Genomic DNA, 16,811 nt, shown 5'->3' with positions numbered 1-16,811 from the left:
GCAAAGGACCTATGCTAAAAAAGTAGTTCTGCTGAAGCCGGGATAACGAATTCTTTCGTACCTTTGCCACAACAAAAGACATATTATTAATTAGCGTTTGCTATTATTCGGTAAATCCTGAAACCTGAGAAATTTCAAGCACCGTTACTCGAATAAGTTCAGCGAACGCCTGCGCTATAGCGTGGGCGGAACTTATCTGTAACGGTGGGCTTTCTCAGGGCCTCAGGATTGGATAAGATTCCGTCTGCGTTTTTTATCCTCTCTTGTAAGTCCTCAGAAGCCCACCTTTTACCCAATAATGCGTCCGCTCATATATAGCGCATTGTATGGAACACCCCACCTCAGACTTTTCTGCCCATAGGCGGATAAAGTCCAAAGAGCGCGTATCCGCCTACGGCGAGGTCTTTACCGCCGACCGCGAGGTGAACGCCATGCTCGATCTTGTGAAAGAGGAAACGGAACGTATTGACTCCCGTTTCCTCGAACCCGCCTGCGGCAACGGTAATTTTCTGGCCCGCATACTCCAGCGCAAGCTGGCTGTGGTGCAACGCCGGTATGTCGCAGTGCGTGCCGACTACGAACTTTACGCCTTCCTGACTGTTTCCAGCCTCTACGGTATCGAACTGCTGCAGGACAACGTGGACGAATGCCGTACCCGGCTTTTCCACATTCTGCGCGATGCCTACCTGACTCACTTCCCCCAAGCCGACGACAAAGACGATTACCTGCAAAGCATCCGCTATGTTTTCCACCGTAACATCTTGTGGGGCGATGCTCTGACCCTGCGTACACCGGACGGACGCGAAGCAATTACCTTTAGCGAATGGACGGCTGTCAATGGAAGCGGTCTCATCAAACGTCGCGACTTCGAACTGGACATGCTGCTGCGCAACCAGCCTATGCAAGGTCCTAATCTTTTCTCCGATTTGGGCGACGAAGCTTTCATTCCCACGCCAAAGGCTGAATATCCCCTTACGCACTACCTGAAAATCTATACCCAAGATGCAGCGCAGCTATAACCCGGATGTATTGTCGTGTCTGGCCAACCTGAGCAACGACGAAGTTTTTACACCGCCACAAGTAGTGAACCGCATGCTGGATATGCTTCCACCGGAACTGTGGAGCAATCCGCAGGCCACCTTTCTCGACCCTGTATGCAAGACCGGTGTCTTCTTGCGTGAAGTAGCCAAGCGCCTCATGGTTGGTTTGGCCGACCGAATTCCCGATGTGCAAGAACGGGTGAACCACATCATGACCAGCCAACTCTTCGGACTCGCCATTACGGAACTCACCTCACTTCTCTCTCGCCGCAGCGTCTATTGCAGCAAGTGGGCAAACAGCAAATACTCCGTTTGCACTGCTTTTGCCGACAGGCAGGGAAACATTCGATATACGCCCATGCAGCACACGTGGGAACAGGGTCGCTGCCGCTACTGCGGTGCCAGCCAAAACGTGTATGATCGCAATGAAGGACGGGAAACATACGCCTACCAGTTTATTCACACATTTAATCCGGAAAAGATATTTGATATGAAGTTTGATGTTATTATTGGAAATCCGCCGTATCAACTGGAAATTGGAATAGAAAAAGATAATTACTCCATTCCTCTCTATCATAAATTTGTAGAACAGGCAAAAAAACTTTGCCCTAAATACTTAACTATGATTATACCTTCACGATGGTTTGCAGGAGGTCGTGGACTTGACGATTTCCGAAAAGATATGCTTTCTGACAATCGGTTAAAAGTCATTGTTGATTATCCTGATGCTACAGAATGTTTTACTAACGGCATAGATCTTTCTGGCGGTGTTTGCTATTTTCTATGGGACAAAGACTATCATGGAAACTGTCGAGTTAGTTCTATACAAAATGGAAAAGAAAAATCCACTATGTTTCGCCCCTTATTAGAAAATAATTGTGATACTTTTATTCGTTTCAACGAAGCAGTTCCCATTCTGCATAAGATACAGTCATTTAAAGAAAAATCATTCTCTCAATATGTAAGCCCACAAACTCCTTTCGGCATTATTTCCTCCTTTAGTAAATATCAAGATGTTCCCTTTCAAGGTTCTGTAGAACTCCTTTGCGTTAAAGGAAAGAAATACATAGATAAAGCGTATGTAACAAAGAATAAACAATGGATAGGCAGCTATAAAATTTACATTTCCAAATCTTATGGAGAAAGAGGCGCCTATCCGTATAGATTTTTAGCTAAGCCAATGATTGGTTATCCAGAGTCCTGCTGTACGCAGACTTATCTTATGCTTGGTCCATTCAATGATGAAAAGGAATGCAAAAATGTAATAAGTTATATCCATACCAGATTTTTTAGATTCTGCGTTATGCTTAAAAAGAATACTCAAGATGCTATGAGAAATGTTTACTCTCTTGTCCCCCTCCAAGACTTCTCCCACCCCTGGACCGACGAGATGCTCTACCAGAAATACGGCTTGACCGATGAAGAAATCGCCTTCGTCGAAAGCATGATACGTCCCATGGATTAAAGCATACATTTATTATTTACCTCATGTCTGCCAACAATTTCTTCCCTCACCGTCCTGCCGTATCCCCCAAAATATACGCCTATGAGGACAAAAGCCCGCAATATCAAGGCTTGCTGAAAGTGGGTTATACCACCATAAGCGTACAAGAACGCATTCGCCAACAATATCCCACATTACGGCCCGGTCCGCTGCCCTATGCCATCCGTTACGAAGCTTCTGCCATGCGCGAAGACGGCACTTCGTTTACCGACCACGAAGTGCACGACCGCCTGCGTCGCATGGGCATTGCCAACCCTGCCGGAGAATGGTTCCGCTGCACCGTGCGCGAAGTGGCACAGGCCGTAGAAGTTGTGCGCCGACATGATGATACCGAATGCCAACGCACAGAAACCTTCCGCATGCGCCCCGAACAGCAGGAAGCTGTGGAAAAAACAGCCGCTTACTTCCACCGCTGCCGCGAAGAGAATACCGGAAAAGCCCCTCATTTCCTCTGGAACTGCAAAATGCGCTTTGGCAAAACTTTTGCCGCCTACCAACTGGCACGTCGTATGGGCTGGAAACGCCTGCTGGTACTTACTTTCAAACCCGCCGTGCGTAACGCTTGGGAAACGGACCTGATGAACCACACTGACTTCCGGGGCTGGCAATTCATCTCGCGCGACACCCCACTGACGCTGGACGAAGCAGACAAAACGCACCCCTTGGTGTATTTCGGTTCTTTCCAAGACCTGCTGGGACGCAACAAAGCGGGAGGAATCAAGGCACGCAACGAACAGATACACCAGATGAATTGGGACTGTGTCATTTTGGATGAATATCACTACGGCGCCTGGCGTGACAAGACCAAAGACCTTTTTGCCGCTGAAGAAAAAGAGGAAGCCAACCGTGCCTTCGACTATTACGATGAAGACATGATGCCCATCACTACCGATGCCTACCTCTACCTGTCCGGCACTCCTTTCCGCGCCATCAGCTCCGGAGAATTTATTGAAGAACAGATATACAACTGGACTTACTCGGACGAACAGCGTGCCAAGGCTGCCTGGCAAGGGCCTGACAATCCATACGCCGCCCTGCCACGCATGGTAATGATGACCTACCAGTTGCCCGACGCCATCCGCTCTGTAGCCTTGGCGGGCGAATTCAACGAGTTCGACCTCAACACCTTCTTCAAGGCAGAAGGCGAAGGCACGTTGGCTTCATTCCGCTACAAAGACGAAGTGCAAAAATGGCTCGACCTGATGCGCGGGGCCTATACCGGCCATATCGTTTCCGACTTGAAGTTGTGCACAGAACGTCCGCCTATGCCTTTTTCGCATGCGCCGTTGCTGCAAGTGTTGAGTCATACACTCTGGTTTCTGCCTTCTGTGGCCTCCTGCTATGCCATGCGCAACCTGTTGCAAGAGCGTCAGAACCGTTTCTACCACGACTGCCACATTGTCGTGGCTGCCGGACCGGAAGCCGGTATTGGCGCAGATGCACTCCAACCCGTCCTCGCCGCCATGGACGACCCGCTGGCAACAAAGACCATCACCTTGTCTTGTGGCAAGCTGACTACAGGTGTCACCGTAAAGCCTTGGACCGGCATCTTCATGCTGCGCAATTCATCCAGTCCCGAAACCTATTTCCAAGCCGCCTTCCGAGTGCAAAGTCCTTGGGCTATCCGAAACCCCGATGGTCTTTCACCCAACCGGATAGAGATACTGAAACAGACTTGCTACGTTTTCGACTTTGCCCCCGACCGTGCTCTACGGCAAATCGCCGATTACAGTTGCCGTCTCAACGTAGACGAAACGAATCCCGAAAAGAAAGTGGAAGAGTTCATCCGTTTTCTGCCGGTGTTGGCCTACGATGGCAGCCACATGAAGCAGATTGATGCAGCAGGTGTGTTGGATATGGCCTTGAGCGGAACCAGTGCCACCCTATTGGCCCGCCGATGGGAAAGTGCCGTGCTGGTCAATGTGGACAACCTGACTTTACAACGCCTGATGAATAATCCCGAAGCTATGCAGGCGCTGATGAACATAGAAGGTTTCCGAACCCTGAACCGGGACATTGCTACCATTATCAACAAGTCTGATGCTGTGAAGAAGGCCAGGTGTGAGGCTGGAGACCGTTCACTCAGCAGAGAAGAAAAACAAAAAATTACTCAAGAAGAAAAAGAATACAAGAGCCTGCGCAAACAGATACAAGACAAGCTCATCAAGTTTGCTGCCCGTATTCCGGTCTTCATGTATCTGACTGACTACCGCGAATACAGTCTGTATGATGTCATTACCCAGCTGGAACCCGACCTTTTCTTCAAAGTGACCGGCCTGACGCTAAAAGACTTCAGTCAACTCGTATCTTTGGGAGTTTTCAATGGTCCGCTGATGAACGATGCCATCTACAAATTCAAACGCTACGAAGACGCCAGCCTGGAATACACGGGCATCAACCGTCATGCGGGCGAAGACATCGGGCTTTACCAAACCGTCATGAGCCGGGAAGAATACGAGAAAGGCTTCACCTAACATAAAGGTTTAGCACGTTAAACCTTCATATTAGCACGTTAAACCTTCATATTAGCACGTTAAACCTTCATATTAGCACGCTAAACCTTCATATTAGCACGCTAAACTTTCATGTTAGTCTGCTAACCTTTAGGTTGGTTACCTCGGCATGATGCTCCCCCCACATTACCCCGCAAACAATATACCCCCAAACTGCCTTCACGCCTTCACCGCCCGCTGAATTTTTGTGAATCAGCCGGTTATGGTGAAAGATGCATCCTTCACGCATCTTTCACACCTTTCGCAGGGATACGCACCGTGCTTCTCCGCGCTATGGACGCTGCTTTCAAAGTATAAGGATAAAATCGGTAAAAATAGAACTGCTCCGTGCATCAGTGGCGGCACAAAACGTGATGTGAAAGATGGGTGAATGATGTATCTTTCACAACATTTTCCTCATCTACAAAAGTTTGCAGGCAGGTGAAGGCGTGAAAGCATTTTTCCCATCAAACAAATCAGCTTTATTTTGAGTGCTGTTTCCGAGTATTTTTCCCGGTGTATTGAGGAGCGTAGCAGGCTACGTGACGAAGTATGCCGGGAAAAGAGACCGGAAAGAGGCTTAAAGGAAGCTGAATATAAATCTTAAAAGAGGAAAATTTAAACAGACGCTTAAATAAAAAAGTCTGTAGCGCATTGATTATTCAAAACTTATTCGTAACTTTGCAGCCCGAAAAAGTGTACTGTTTGGAAATAATATAAATTAATATATAATTTAAAAATAAGTAAAATGCCTACAATTCAGCAATTAGTAAGAAAGGGGCGCCAAGTGTTGGTAGACAAGAGTAAGTCTCCCGCTTTGGATTCTTGCCCTCAAAGACGCGGCGTTTGCGTGAGAGTGTACACAACCACTCCGAAAAAACCTAACTCGGCTATGCGTAAGGTAGCCCGTGTTCGTCTGACTAACGGTAAGGAGGTGAACTCCTATATCCCCGGTGAAGGCCACAACTTGCAGGAGCACTCTATTGTGTTGGTGCGTGGCGGTCGTGTGAAAGACCTTCCGGGTGTACGTTATCACATCGTTCGCGGTACATTGGATACGGCTGGTGTGGCTGGTCGCACGCAGCGTCGTTCTAAGTACGGTGCCAAGCGTCCGAAACCGGGTCAGGCTGCTCCCGCTAAGAAGAAATAATGACAGCAGTCTAAGGAATTTAAGCGAAAGAAGTAAATAATTTACGTTTTAGTTTGCTTGGAGATGCTAAAGGTTGAGTAAATCTTCCGGAGGGAGGGTTGAAGAAGACAGAGGTAGACAACCAAGGACGAAACATTATCTGAAAGAAAATGAGAAAAGCAAAACCGAAGAAACGCGTTATCCTGCCGGATCCCGTGTTTAATGATGTGAAGGTTTCCAAGTTCGTGAACCACTTGATGTATGATGGCAAGAAAAATACGTCGTATGAGATTTTCTATGCTGCCTTGGAAACAGTGAAGAGCAAAATGCAGAACGAAGAGAAGAGCGCTCTCGAGATTTGGAAAAAAGCGTTGGACAATGTAACCCCTCAGGTAGAAGTAAAGTCCCGCCGTGTTGGTGGTGCGACTTTCCAGGTGCCGACTGAAATCCGTCCCGAACGTAAGGAGTCCGTTTCCATGAAGAATCTGATTAACTTTGCCCGCAAGCGCGGCGGCAAGTCGATGGCTGACAAGCTGGCAGCTGAAATCATGGATGCTTATAATGAACAGGGAGGTGCTTTCAAGCGTAAGGAAGATATGCACAGAATGGCTGAAGCTAACCGTGCTTTCGCTCACTTCCGCTTCTGATGCTCCCCTTTGTGCTGATATTAGAAACTCATTAAAGTAAAAGGACAATAATGGCAAAACAAGATTTACATTTAACGCGTAATATCGGTATCATGGCCCACATTGATGCCGGTAAGACTACGACTTCTGAACGTATCCTGTACTACACGGGCTTGACGCACAAGATTGGTGAAGTGCACGACGGCGCCGCTACAATGGACTGGATGGAACAGGAGCAGGAACGTGGTATCACCATTACTTCTGCTGCTACCACGACTTACTGGAATTATGCAGGTCACAAGTACAAAATCAATCTGATTGACACTCCGGGACACGTGGACTTCACGGCCGAAGTGGAGCGCTCTTTGCGTGTATTGGATGGTGCCGTGGCTACGTACTGTGCTGTAGGTGGTGTTGAGCCGCAGTCTGAAACGGTTTGGCGCCAGGCTGACAAGTATAATGTTCCCCGTATCGGTTATGTGAACAAGATGGACCGTTCGGGCGCAGACTTCTTTGAAGTGCTCCGTCAGATGAAGGAGATTCTGGGCGCTCGTCCGTGTGCTATTGTTATCCCCATCGGTGCTGAAGAAAACTTCAAGGGCGTGGTCGACCTGATTAAGATGAAGGCTATTTTGTGGCATGACGAAACTATGGGTGCCGACTACGATGTAGAAGAAATCCCCGCTAACTTGAAGGATGAGGCCGAAGAATGGAGAGGCAAGATGCTGGAGACGGTAGCTGAGTATGACGATGCTTTGATGGAGAAATTCTTCGACGATCCTTCTACGATTACCGAAGAGGAAATCCTCCGTGGCTTGCGTGCCGCTACATTGAAGATGGATATCGTTCCCATGCTGTGCGGTTCTTCGTTCAAGAACAAAGGTGTGCAGACCCTGTTGGATTACGTGTGCGCATTCTTGCCTTCACCGTTGGATACCCCCAACATCGTAGGTACGAATCCTACAACGGGTGAAGAAGAAGACCGCAAACCGGATGAGGACGAAAAGACGTCTGCTCTGGCCTTTAAGATTGCTACGGACCCCTATGTAGGCCGTCTGACATTCTTCCGCGTTTACTCCGGTAAGGTAGAAGCCGGTTCTTATATCTACAACAGCCGTTCGGGCAAGAAGGAACGTGTATCCCGCTTGTTCCAGATGCACTCCAATAAGCAGAATCCTGTAGAAGTGATTTCTGCCGGTGACATCGGTGCCGGTGTAGGTTTTAAAGATATCCGTACGGGTGATACGTTGTGTGACGAAACTGCCCCCATCGTGCTTGAATCCATGGACTTCCCCGAACCCGTTATCGGTATCGCTGTAGAGCCTAAGACGCAGAAAGATATGGACAAACTGTCCAACGGTCTGGCCAAGCTGGCTGAAGAAGACCCCACGTTCACGGTTCGTACCGATGAACAGACCGGACAGACGGTTATCTCCGGTATGGGTGAGCTTCACCTGGATATCATCATCGACCGTCTGAAACGTGAGTTCAAGGTTGAGTGTAACCAGGGTAAGCCTCAGGTTAACTACAAGGAGGCTATCACCAAGACTGTCAACCTCCGCGAGGTTTACAAGAAACAGTCGGGTGGTCGCGGTAAGTTCGCTGATATCATCGTTAACGTTGGTCCGGTAGATGAGGACTTTAAGGAAGGTGGCCTGCAGTTCATCAACGAGGTGACGGGCGGTAACATCCCCAAGGAGTTCATCCCCTCTGTACAGAAGGGCTTCCAGACTGCCATGAAGAACGGTGTGTTGGCAGGCTTCCCGATGGATAATCTGAAGGTGACGCTGCTTGATGGTTCGTTCCACCCCGTTGACTCTGACCAGCTCTCGTTCGAAATCTGTGCCATCCAGGCTTATAAGAACGCATGTGCCAAGGCAGGTCCTGTGCTGATGGAGCCCATTATGAAGCTGGAAGTTGTTACTCCGGAAGAAAACATGGGTGACGTGATTGGCGACTTGAACAAGCGTCGCGGTCAGGTGGAAGGTATGGAGTCCAGCCGTTCCGGTGCCCGTATCGTGAAGGCTATGGTTCCGCTGGCAGAAATGTTTGGTTACGTAACGGCTTTGCGTACCATTACTTCCGGCCGTGCCACTTCTTCTATGACTTACGACCACCACGCTCAGGTTTCTACTTCTATTGCCAAGGCTGTGTTGGAAGAAGTAAAGGGACGTGTTGATCTGCTTTAATAATTAATAAATAAAGCCCGCAGGTTAGCGAATGACTCTTAACCTGCGGTGCTTCTTTGTGTAATATCAAACTTTTAGTTAAGACAATGAGTCAGAAAATTAGAATCAAACTGAAATCTTACGACCACAACTTGGTTGACAAGTCGGCTGAGAAGATTGTAAGAACTGTGAAGACAACGGGTGCTATCGTGAGCGGACCCATTCCTCTGCCCACGCACAAGCGTATCTTTACCGTAAACCGTTCGACTTTCGTAAACAAGAAGTCACGCGAGCAATTCGAACTCTCTTCTTACAAGAGACTGATTGACATCTATAGCTCTACGGCTAAGACCGTTGATGCGCTGATGAAGCTGGAGTTGCCGAGCGGTGTGGAAGTAGAAATCAAAGTGTAAAAAGTGTATTAAAAATTTAGTGAAATGCCAGGATTATTAGGAAAAAAAATCGGAATGACATCCGTTTTCAGTGCCGAGGGTAAAAATGTACCATGCACTGTTATCGAAGCTGGTCCTTGTGTAGTTACTCAAGTGAAGACTGTAGAAAAGGACGGTTATGCAGCCGTTCAGCTGGGCTTTCAGGACAAGAAAGAGAAGCACACTACAAAGCCTCTGATGGGCCATTTCAAGAAGGCCGGAGTAACCCCCAAGAAACACTTGGCTGAGTTCAAAGAATTTGAGACAGAACTGAACCTGGGTGACACCGTTACAGTGGAACTGTTCAATGACTCTACGTTTGTTGACGTTATTGGTACTTCCAAGGGTAAGGGTTTCCAGGGTGTTGTTAAGAGACATGGTTTCGGCGGTGTAGGCCAGACTACTCACGGTCAGCACAACCGCGCACGCAAACCGGGTTCTATTGGTGCTTGTTCTTACCCTGCAAAGGTCTTCAAAGGCATGCGAATGGGTGGACAGATGGGTGGTAACAGAGTAACTGTTCAAAACCTGCAAGTATTAAAAGTAATCGCGGAGCATAACCTCCTGCTCATCAAGGGGTCTGTTCCTGGTTGCAAAGGTTCAATCGTAATAATTGAGAAATAATGGAAGTTAACGTATATAACATTAAAGGTGAAGACACCGGAAGAAAGGTTACGTTGAACGAATCTATCTTCGGAATTGAGCCCAACGACCACGCTATTTACTTGGATGTTAAACAGTTTATGGCAAACCAGCGTCAGGGCACTCACAAGTCTAAGGAAAGAAGCGAAATCAGCGGTTCTACGCGCAAGATTGGTCGTCAGAAAGGTGGCGGCGGTGCACGTCGTGGTGATATGAATTCGCCTGTGCTGGTAGGTGGTGGCCGTGTTTTTGGTCCGAAACCTCGTGACTATTCCTTTAAATTGAACAAGAAAGTGAAGGCTCTGGCCCGTAAGTCGGCTTTGTCTTACAAGGCTCAGAATAACGCTATTATCGTTGTTGAGGACTTCAGTTTTGACGCTCCGAGAACCAAAGAATTTGTAAATATTGCAAAAAATCTTAAAGTTTCTGACAAGAAGCTGCTTATGGTTTTCCCGGAAGCAAATAAAAACGTATATTTGTCGGCTCGTAATTTGAAAAGGGCAAATGTGCAGACAGTCTCTGGTCTAAACACTTATCGGGTGTTGGATGCAGGGGTTCTCGTGCTTACAGAGAACGCTCTTTCTGCCATTGAAAATATCTTATGTAAAAAGGAGGCTTAAATAATGGGAATTATTATTAAACCGTTAGTGACAGAAAAGATGACCGCAATAACCGAGAAGGCTAACAACCGCTTCGGTTTTATCGTGCGTCCTGATGCTAATAAACTGGAAATTAAGAAAGAAGTAGAGGCCCTTTACAATGTAACGGTAATGGATGTGAATACCATGCGTTATGCGGGCAAGAGCAAGTCTCGTTACACGAAAGCCGGTCTTATCAATGGCCGTACAAATGCTTTTAAGAAGGCAATTGTTACATTGAAAGAAGGCGATACGATTGATTTTTATAGCAATATTTAATAGAAATGGCAGTACGTAAATTTAAGCCCACAACACCGGGGCAAAGACATAAAATTATTGGTACTTTCGAAGAAATTACTGCACGGGTACCAGAAAAGTCTCTTGTATTTGGAACGAAATCCTCAGGTGGTCGTAACAATGTAGGTAAGATGACTATGCGCTACATTGGTGGAGGTCATAAGAAGGTGATTCGCATTGTAGATTTCAAGAGAAATAAAGACGGTGTGCCGGCTGTAGTGAAAACAATTGAATATGATCCGAATCGTTCGGCTCGTATCGCTTTGTTGTTTTATGCAGACGGTGAGAAGAGATATATTATTGCTCCCAATGGATTGAAAGTTGGTGCGACTATCATGTCAGGTGAAAACGCTGCTCCTGAAATAGGTAATGCACTTCCTCTTCAGAATATTCCGGTCGGTACTGTGATTCACAATATTGAATTGCGTCCGGGTCAAGGCGCTGCTTTGGTTCGTTCGGCCGGTAACTTTGCTCAGTTGACCTCCAGAGAGGGTAGTTATTGTGTGATCAAACTGCCTTCAGGTGAACTTCGTAAAATCTTGTCTACTTGCAAGGCTACTATCGGTAGCGTAGGTAATTCTGACCATGCGTTGGAAAGCTCCGGTAAGGCTGGACGCACACGCTGGTTAGGACGCCGTCCGCGCAACCGTGGCGTTGTGATGAACCCTGTAGATCACCCGATGGGTGGTGGTGAAGGCCGCGCTTCCGGTGGACATCCGAGATCCCGCAAGGGCTTGTATGCTAAGGGACTTAAGACAAGAGCTCCGAAGAAGCAGTCGTCTAAGTATATTATTGAGAGAAGAAAGAAGTAACCTGATTAATTGAGTAATTTATGAGTCGTTCATTAAAAAAAGGTCCGTATATTAACGTAAAGCTTGAGAAGAAGATTTTTGCCATGAACGAAAGTGGCAAGAAAGTGGTGGTTAAGACTTGGGCCAGAGCTTCAATGATTTCGCCGGACTTTGTCGGGCATACCGTTGCAGTTCACAATGGAAATAAATTTATTCCTGTTTATGTTACGGAGAACATGGTAGGACACAAGCTGGGCGAGTTCGCTCCGACACGTACGTTCAGAGGCCATGCGGGTAACAAGAAAAAATAAGACAGGTCTTTTATTGAAATAAAAAAAGTAATAATATAATGGGAGCTAGAAAAAAAATATCGGCTGAAAAGAGAAAAGAAGCCCTTAAGACCATGTATTTTGCAAAACTGCAGAATGTTCCTACTTCTCCCCGCAAAATGCGTCTTGTAGCTGACATGATTCGCGGAATGGAAGTGAATCGGGCATTGGGCGTTTTGAAATTCTCTTCTAAGGAAGCTGCCGCGAGATTGGAAAAGTTGTTGCGTTCTGCGATTGCTAACTGGGAACAGAAAAACGAACGGAAGGCAGAGAGCGGCGAATTGTATATAACAAAGATTTATGTTGATGGTGGTGCTACGCTGAAGAGAATGCGTCCGGCTCCGCAGGGAAGAGGTTATAGAATTCGCAAGCGTTCAAACCATGTGACTTTGTTCGTTGGTTCTAAAAGTAATAACGAAGATCAAAATTAAGGTGTAATGGGACAAAAAGTTAATCCAATAAGCAACCGTTTAGGTATTATCAGAGGTTGGGATTCCAATTGGTATGGCGGCAAGAACTACGGCGATTCTTTGCTGGAAGATAGCAAAATCCGTAAATATTTGAACGCCAGACTTGCAAAGGCCAGCGTTTCAAGAATTGTCATTGAGCGCACATTGAAGCTGGTTACTATTACTGTTTGTACAGCGCGCCCGGGTATCATCATCGGTAAAGGCGGTCAGGAAGTTGATAAGTTGAAGGAAGAACTGAAGAAGATTACCGATAAGGATATTCAGATTAACATCTTCGAAGTTAAGAGACCTGAGTTGGATGCTGTGATCGTGGCTAACAACATCGCCCGTCAGGTTGAAGGCAAGATTGCCTATCGCCGTGCTATCAAGATGGCTATCGCCAACACGATGCGCATGGGTGCCGAAGGCATCAAGGTCCAGATTTCTGGACGTTTGAACGGAGCTGAAATCGCCCGTTCCGAAATGTATAAGGAAGGAAGAACCCCGTTGCATACTTTCAGAGCTGACATCGATTACTGTCATGCAGAAGCATTGACGAAGGTCGGTGTGCTGGGTATCAAGGTTTGGATTTGCAGAGGTGAAGTGTATGGAAAGCGTGAGTTGGCACCCAACTTTACCCAGAAAGAAAGCGGTCGTAGCAGCAATAACGGCGGCAATGGCGGTCGAAACTTCAAAAGAAAGAAAAATAACAATCGCTAACTGATTTGATTTTTAGGAATTATGTTACAACCGAAAAAAACAAAATTCAGAAGACAACAAAAGGGCCGTCAGAAAGGTAATGCTCAAAGAGGCAACCAGTTGGCTTTTGGCTCTTTCGGCATTAAGGCTTTGGAGACAAAGTGGATTACGGGCCGTCAGATTGAAGCTGCTCGTATTGCAGTGACAAGATATATGCAACGTCAAGGACAGATCTGGATTCGTATATTCCCTGACAAACCTATCACGAGAAAGCCTGCTGATGTACGTATGGGTAAAGGTAAAGGTAACCCCGAGGGATTCGTGGCACCTGTTACTCCGGGAAGAATTATTATTGAAGCTGAGGGTGTATCTTATGAAATCGCCAAGGAGGCTTTGCGTCTGGCTGCACAGAAGCTTCCTATCACAACCAAGTTTGTGGTAAGACGTGATTATGATATTCAAAATCAAAATGCGTAAGAGTTATGAAGATTGCAGAAATTAGAGAAATGGCTACCAAGGATTTGGTGGAAAGACTGGAAGCAGAAATGGGTAATTATCAGCAAATGTTGCTGAACCATTCTATCTCTCCGTTGGACAATCCTGCTCAGATCAAACAATTACGCAGGACAATTGCGCGTATGAAGACTGAATTACGCCAAAGAGAACTTAACAATAAATGATGAGTTTGATGGAAGCAAGAAATTTAAGAAAAGAAAGAACGGGCGTTGTGATCAGCAATAAGATGGATAAGACCATTACCGTTGCTGCCAAATTTAAGGAAAAACACCCCATTTATGGAAAGTTCGTCAGCAAGACAAAAAAATATCATGCTCATGATGAAAAGAATGAGTGCAATGTTGGCGATACTGTGCGGATTATGGAAACTCGTCCTTTGAGCAAGACGAAGAGATGGAGAGTAGTAGAAATTATTGAAAGAGCTAAGTGATTATGATACAAGCAGAATCCAGACTTACGGTATGTGACAATAGCGGAGCTAAGGAAGCTCTCTGTATCCGTGTTTTGGGCGGTACAGGTCGTCGTTATGCTTCTGTAGGGGATGTGATTGTTGTTTCTGTTAAGAGCGTCATCCCTTCAAGTGATATTAAAAAAGGTGCAGTGTCTAAGGCTTTGATCGTACGTACTAAGAAGGAAATCCGTCGTCCGGATGGTTCTTACATACGTTTTGATGATAATGCTTGCGTGTTGTTGAATAATGCTGGTGAAATTCGTGGCAGCCGTATTTTTGGTCCGGTAGCCCGTGAACTTCGTGCCACAAATATGAAAGTCGTTTCACTCGCTCCTGAGGTGCTTTAATATTGTAAAAGATTTAAGTAATGGCTAAATTACATATAAAGAAAGGCGATACAGTTTACGTTAACTCTGGTGAAGACAAGGGAAAGACTGGTCGTGTGTTGCAGGTTCTGGTGAAGAAGAACCGGGCCATCGTTGAAGGTATCAATATGGTATCAAAGAGCACGAAGCCGAGCGCAAAGAATCCTCAAGGTGGAATTGTGAAGCAGGAGGCATCTGTGCATATTTCAAATTTGAACCCGGTTGATCCGAAAACTGGAAAACCGACACGTATTGGAAGAAAAGAAGTTGTGAATGCCAATGGCAAGAAAACTTTAGTGCGTTATTCTAAAAAATCAGAGGAGGAGATTAAGTAATGGGTAATACTGCTAGCCTTAAAAAAGAATATGCAGAGCGTATTGCTCCTGCATTGAAGTCACAATTCCAGTATTCTTCTTCTATGCAAGTGCCTGTTCTCAAGAAGATTGTGATTAATCAGGGCTTGGGAATGGCTGTGGCTGACAAGAAGATTATTGATGTTGCCATCAGCGAACTGACTGCTATCACCGGTCAAAAGGCAGTGGCTACTGTTTCACGCAAGGACATCGCAAACTTCAAGTTGCGTAAGAAAATGCCTATCGGTGTTATGGTGACTTTGCGCCGTGAGAGAATGTATGAGTTCTTGGAAAGACTCGTGAGAGTGGCTCTTCCGCGTATCCGTGACTTCAAGGGAATCGAAAGCAAGTTTGATGGTAAGGGTAATTATACACTGGGTATCCAGGAACAAATCATTTTCCCTGAAATTAATATCGACAGTATAACCCGAATTCTCGGAATGAATATTACCTTTGTAACTTCAGCCAAGACTGACGAAGAAGGATATGCATTGCTGAAAGAATTTGGTTTACCGTTTAAGAACGCAAAAAACGATTGAGAATATGGCAAAGGAATCAATGAAAGCGCGTGAGGTAAGACGTGCCAAATTAGTAGCCAAATATGCCGAGAAAAGAGCTGCGTTGAAGCAAATCATCAGAACGGGTGAGCCGGCCGAAGCTTATGAAGCTGCACAGAAGTTGCAGATGTTGCCGAAAAACTCTAACCCGATCCGTTTGCACAACCGTTGCAAGCTGACAGGACGCCCCAAAGGTTATATCCGTCAGTTCGGTATCTCCAGAATCCAGTTCCGTGAGATGGCTTCCAATGGTCTTATCCCCGGTGTGAAGAAGGCAAGCTGGTAATTTTTTAGTTTAAATATTGTCAGGGTAGTCCTGATTAATTTAATTTTATTTTATATGACTGATCCAATAGCAGATTATTTGACTAGATTGCGGAATGCTATTCAGGCAAAGCACAGAGTAGTGGAAATTCCCGCTTCTAATTTGAAAAAGGAAATTACGAAAATCCTTTTCGAAAAAGGCTATATCTTGAACTATAAGTTCATCGAAGATGGCCCGCAAGGAACGATTAAGGTCGCTTTGAAGTACGACCCGGTAAACAAGGTTAACGCTATCAAGAAACTGCAGAGAATTTCTTCTCCGGGTATGCGTAAATATACCGGCTATAAGGATATGCCGCGCGTAATCAATGGCTTGGGCATTGCTATCCTGTCTACTTCCAAAGGTGTGATGACAGATAAAGAGGCTTCTCAGCTGAAGATCGGTGGTGAGGTATTGTGTTATGTTTATTAATCGTCGGAGGAATTTGTAATGTCTAGAATAGGAAAATTGCCCGTAAACATTCCGGCCGGTGTAACGGTTACACTGAAGGATGATGTGGTTACTGTAAAGGGACCCAAAGGTGAATTGAGCCAGTATGTAAATCCCGCGATCGAAGTCACTATTAGCGATAACCATGTGGTATTGGCTGAGAAAGCTGATGCTATGTTGGATAATCCTAAGCAAAAGCATGCTTATCATGGTTTGTATCGTGCTTTGATACATAACATGGTGGTTGGCGTTTCGGAAGGTTATAAGAAAGAATTGGAGCTTGTCGGTGTGGGTTACCGTGCTTCTAACCAAGGTAACATCATTGAACTGGCTTTAGGTTATACGCATAATATTTTTATCCAGTTGCCGCCTGAAATCAAAGTGGAGACTAAGTCTGAAAGAAATAAGAATCCTCTCATCATTCTGGAGTCTTGTGACAAACAGCTGCTTGGTCAAGTTTGCTCTAAGATACGTTCTTTCCGTAAGCCTGAACCGTATAAAGGTAAGGGTGTTAAGTTTGTCGGTGAAGAAATTCGTAGAAAATCTGGTAAATCTGCCGGTGCGAAGTAACCTTTTAAAT

23 protein-coding genes are annotated in these 16,811 nt (G+C 46.0%); all 23 read left to right on the top strand.

What is annotated here, in order from left to right:
* Positions 1-326: 326 nt before the first annotated feature.
* The 23 genes from B5F34_RS09795 (at position 327) to rplF (ending at position 16,801) form a co-directional block, all read left to right on the top strand.
* Entirely contained in the window at positions 327-1,019 is a 693-nt protein-coding gene (locus B5F34_RS09795) for a hypothetical protein (protein WP_087338082.1), read from the top strand.
* Positions 1,003-2,505: an Eco57I restriction-modification methylase domain-containing protein gene (locus tag B5F34_RS09790; protein ID WP_087338078.1), complete on the top strand. Its 1,503-nt coding sequence runs from the start codon at positions 1,003-1,005 to the stop codon at positions 2,503-2,505. Before B5F34_RS09795 ends, B5F34_RS09790 begins: the two co-directional genes overlap by 17 nt.
* Positions 2,506-2,528: 23 nt before the next feature.
* Complete coding sequence (locus tag B5F34_RS09785) at positions 2,529-5,018, top strand: GIY-YIG nuclease family protein (RefSeq protein ID WP_087338075.1); 2,490 nt, start codon at positions 2,529-2,531, stop codon at positions 5,016-5,018.
* A 766-nt stretch (positions 5,019-5,784) separates the two neighbouring features.
* Positions 5,785-6,186: a 30S ribosomal protein S12 gene (gene rpsL, locus B5F34_RS09780; protein WP_021846443.1), complete on the top strand. Its 402-nt coding sequence runs from the start codon at positions 5,785-5,787 to the stop codon at positions 6,184-6,186.
* Between the two features lie 149 nt (positions 6,187-6,335).
* Positions 6,336-6,812 (top strand): 30S ribosomal protein S7, encoded by a 477-nt coding sequence (rpsG, locus tag B5F34_RS09775; RefSeq protein WP_087338072.1) that lies wholly within the window; start codon positions 6,336-6,338, stop codon positions 6,810-6,812.
* Between the two features lie 50 nt (positions 6,813-6,862).
* On the top strand, positions 6,863-8,980 hold the full coding sequence (gene fusA, locus B5F34_RS09770) for an elongation factor G (RefSeq protein WP_087338069.1): 2,118 nt from the start codon (positions 6,863-6,865) through the stop codon (positions 8,978-8,980).
* 86 nt (positions 8,981-9,066) lie between these two features.
* The gene (gene rpsJ / locus B5F34_RS09765; RefSeq protein WP_004291244.1) at positions 9,067-9,372 is read left to right on the top strand and encodes a 30S ribosomal protein S10; all 306 of its coding nucleotides are present in this window, start codon (positions 9,067-9,069) and stop codon (positions 9,370-9,372) included.
* A gap of 24 nt (positions 9,373-9,396) precedes the next feature.
* Entirely contained in the window at positions 9,397-10,014 is a 618-nt protein-coding gene (gene rplC, locus B5F34_RS09760) for a 50S ribosomal protein L3 (RefSeq protein ID WP_087338067.1), read from the top strand.
* Positions 10,014-10,652 carry a 50S ribosomal protein L4 gene (gene rplD, locus B5F34_RS09755; protein WP_087338066.1) on the top strand — a complete coding sequence of 213 codons (639 nt, stop codon included), beginning with the start codon at positions 10,014-10,016 and terminating at the stop codon, positions 10,650-10,652. Before rplC ends, rplD begins: the two co-directional genes overlap by 1 nt.
* Before the next feature lie 3 nt (positions 10,653-10,655).
* Positions 10,656-10,949 (top strand): 50S ribosomal protein L23, encoded by a 294-nt coding sequence (gene rplW, locus B5F34_RS09750; protein WP_087338063.1) that lies wholly within the window; start codon positions 10,656-10,658, stop codon positions 10,947-10,949.
* Positions 10,950-10,954: 5 nt separating this feature from the next.
* Positions 10,955-11,779 (top strand): 50S ribosomal protein L2, encoded by an 825-nt coding sequence (rplB, locus tag B5F34_RS09745; protein ID WP_087338060.1) that lies wholly within the window; start codon positions 10,955-10,957, stop codon positions 11,777-11,779.
* Positions 11,780-11,799: 20 nt separating this feature from the next.
* Positions 11,800-12,069 (top strand): 30S ribosomal protein S19, encoded by a 270-nt coding sequence (gene rpsS, locus B5F34_RS09740; RefSeq protein WP_087338057.1) that lies wholly within the window; start codon positions 11,800-11,802, stop codon positions 12,067-12,069.
* 38 nt (positions 12,070-12,107) lie between these two features.
* A complete protein-coding gene (gene rplV, locus B5F34_RS09735) occupies positions 12,108-12,518 on the top strand; it encodes a 50S ribosomal protein L22 (protein WP_087338052.1) in 411 nt (136 codons plus the stop codon).
* Positions 12,519-12,524: 6 nt separating this feature from the next.
* Entirely contained in the window at positions 12,525-13,256 is a 732-nt protein-coding gene (gene rpsC, locus B5F34_RS09730; RefSeq protein WP_087338049.1) for a 30S ribosomal protein S3, read from the top strand.
* A 21-nt stretch (positions 13,257-13,277) separates the two neighbouring features.
* Positions 13,278-13,712, top strand: a complete 435-nt coding sequence (gene rplP / locus B5F34_RS09725; protein WP_087338047.1) for a 50S ribosomal protein L16 — start codon at positions 13,278-13,280, stop codon at positions 13,710-13,712.
* 5 nt (positions 13,713-13,717) lie between these two features.
* The gene (gene rpmC / locus B5F34_RS09720; RefSeq protein WP_087338045.1) at positions 13,718-13,915 is read left to right on the top strand and encodes a 50S ribosomal protein L29; all 198 of its coding nucleotides are present in this window, start codon (positions 13,718-13,720) and stop codon (positions 13,913-13,915) included.
* Complete coding sequence (gene rpsQ, locus B5F34_RS09715; RefSeq protein ID WP_087338043.1) at positions 13,912-14,181, top strand: 30S ribosomal protein S17; 270 nt, start codon at positions 13,912-13,914, stop codon at positions 14,179-14,181. Before rpmC ends, rpsQ begins: the two co-directional genes overlap by 4 nt.
* A 2-nt stretch (positions 14,182-14,183) precedes the next feature.
* Positions 14,184-14,549 carry a 50S ribosomal protein L14 gene (rplN, locus tag B5F34_RS09710; RefSeq protein WP_087338040.1) on the top strand — a complete coding sequence of 122 codons (366 nt, stop codon included), beginning with the start codon at positions 14,184-14,186 and terminating at the stop codon, positions 14,547-14,549.
* Between the two features lie 20 nt (positions 14,550-14,569).
* Positions 14,570-14,902: a 50S ribosomal protein L24 gene (gene rplX, locus B5F34_RS09705; protein WP_087338037.1), complete on the top strand. Its 333-nt coding sequence runs from the start codon at positions 14,570-14,572 to the stop codon at positions 14,900-14,902.
* Positions 14,902-15,459: a 50S ribosomal protein L5 gene (rplE, locus tag B5F34_RS09700; RefSeq protein ID WP_087338034.1), complete on the top strand. Its 558-nt coding sequence runs from the start codon at positions 14,902-14,904 to the stop codon at positions 15,457-15,459. Before rplX ends, rplE begins: the two co-directional genes overlap by 1 nt.
* Positions 15,460-15,463: 4 nt before the next feature.
* Positions 15,464-15,763, top strand: coding sequence for a 30S ribosomal protein S14 (gene rpsN, locus B5F34_RS09695; RefSeq protein ID WP_087338031.1), 300 nt, complete (start codon positions 15,464-15,466; stop codon positions 15,761-15,763).
* Between the two features lie 54 nt (positions 15,764-15,817).
* A complete protein-coding gene (rpsH, locus tag B5F34_RS09690; protein WP_087338028.1) occupies positions 15,818-16,213 on the top strand; it encodes a 30S ribosomal protein S8 in 396 nt (131 codons plus the stop codon).
* Between the two features lie 18 nt (positions 16,214-16,231).
* The gene (rplF, locus tag B5F34_RS09685) at positions 16,232-16,801 is read left to right on the top strand and encodes a 50S ribosomal protein L6 (protein WP_087338024.1); all 570 of its coding nucleotides are present in this window, start codon (positions 16,232-16,234) and stop codon (positions 16,799-16,801) included.
* Positions 16,802-16,811: the final 10 nt, after the last annotated feature.

Source organism: Mediterranea sp. An20 (assembly GCF_002160055.1).
Lineage (GTDB): Bacteria > Bacteroidota > Bacteroidia > Bacteroidales > Bacteroidaceae > Bacteroides > Bacteroides avicola.
Note: the sequence above shows the minus strand (reverse complement) of the source record. Positions and strands in the feature narration are given on the sequence as shown.

Bases quoted from the DNA above. Each gene is read 5' to 3' on its own strand.
- B5F34_RS09795 (WP_087338082.1), top strand. From the start codon at position 327: ATGGAACACCCCACCTCAGACTTTTCTGCCCATAGGCGGATAAAGTCC.
- B5F34_RS09790 (WP_087338078.1), top strand. From the start codon at position 1,003: ATGCAGCGCAGCTATAACCCGGATGTATTGTCGTGTCTGGCCAACCTG.
- B5F34_RS09785 (WP_087338075.1), top strand. From the start codon at position 2,529: ATGTCTGCCAACAATTTCTTCCCTCACCGTCCTGCCGTATCCCCCAAA.
- rpsL (WP_021846443.1), top strand. From the start codon at position 5,785: ATGCCTACAATTCAGCAATTAGTAAGAAAGGGGCGCCAAGTGTTGGTA.
- rpsG (WP_087338072.1), top strand. From the start codon at position 6,336: ATGAGAAAAGCAAAACCGAAGAAACGCGTTATCCTGCCGGATCCCGTG.
- fusA (WP_087338069.1), top strand. From the start codon at position 6,863: ATGGCAAAACAAGATTTACATTTAACGCGTAATATCGGTATCATGGCC.
- rpsJ (WP_004291244.1), top strand. From the start codon at position 9,067: ATGAGTCAGAAAATTAGAATCAAACTGAAATCTTACGACCACAACTTG.
- rplC (WP_087338067.1), top strand. From the start codon at position 9,397: ATGCCAGGATTATTAGGAAAAAAAATCGGAATGACATCCGTTTTCAGT.
- rplD (WP_087338066.1), top strand. From the start codon at position 10,014: ATGGAAGTTAACGTATATAACATTAAAGGTGAAGACACCGGAAGAAAG.
- rplW (WP_087338063.1), top strand. From the start codon at position 10,656: ATGGGAATTATTATTAAACCGTTAGTGACAGAAAAGATGACCGCAATA.
- rplB (WP_087338060.1), top strand. From the start codon at position 10,955: ATGGCAGTACGTAAATTTAAGCCCACAACACCGGGGCAAAGACATAAA.
- rpsS (WP_087338057.1), top strand. From the start codon at position 11,800: ATGAGTCGTTCATTAAAAAAAGGTCCGTATATTAACGTAAAGCTTGAG.
- rplV (WP_087338052.1), top strand. From the start codon at position 12,108: ATGGGAGCTAGAAAAAAAATATCGGCTGAAAAGAGAAAAGAAGCCCTT.
- rpsC (WP_087338049.1), top strand. From the start codon at position 12,525: ATGGGACAAAAAGTTAATCCAATAAGCAACCGTTTAGGTATTATCAGA.
- rplP (WP_087338047.1), top strand. From the start codon at position 13,278: ATGTTACAACCGAAAAAAACAAAATTCAGAAGACAACAAAAGGGCCGT.
- rpmC (WP_087338045.1), top strand. From the start codon at position 13,718: ATGAAGATTGCAGAAATTAGAGAAATGGCTACCAAGGATTTGGTGGAA.
- rpsQ (WP_087338043.1), top strand. From the start codon at position 13,912: ATGATGAGTTTGATGGAAGCAAGAAATTTAAGAAAAGAAAGAACGGGC.
- rplN (WP_087338040.1), top strand. From the start codon at position 14,184: ATGATACAAGCAGAATCCAGACTTACGGTATGTGACAATAGCGGAGCT.
- rplX (WP_087338037.1), top strand. From the start codon at position 14,570: ATGGCTAAATTACATATAAAGAAAGGCGATACAGTTTACGTTAACTCT.
- rplE (WP_087338034.1), top strand. From the start codon at position 14,902: ATGGGTAATACTGCTAGCCTTAAAAAAGAATATGCAGAGCGTATTGCT.
- rpsN (WP_087338031.1), top strand. From the start codon at position 15,464: ATGGCAAAGGAATCAATGAAAGCGCGTGAGGTAAGACGTGCCAAATTA.
- rpsH (WP_087338028.1), top strand. From the start codon at position 15,818: ATGACTGATCCAATAGCAGATTATTTGACTAGATTGCGGAATGCTATT.
- rplF (WP_087338024.1), top strand. From the start codon at position 16,232: ATGTCTAGAATAGGAAAATTGCCCGTAAACATTCCGGCCGGTGTAACG.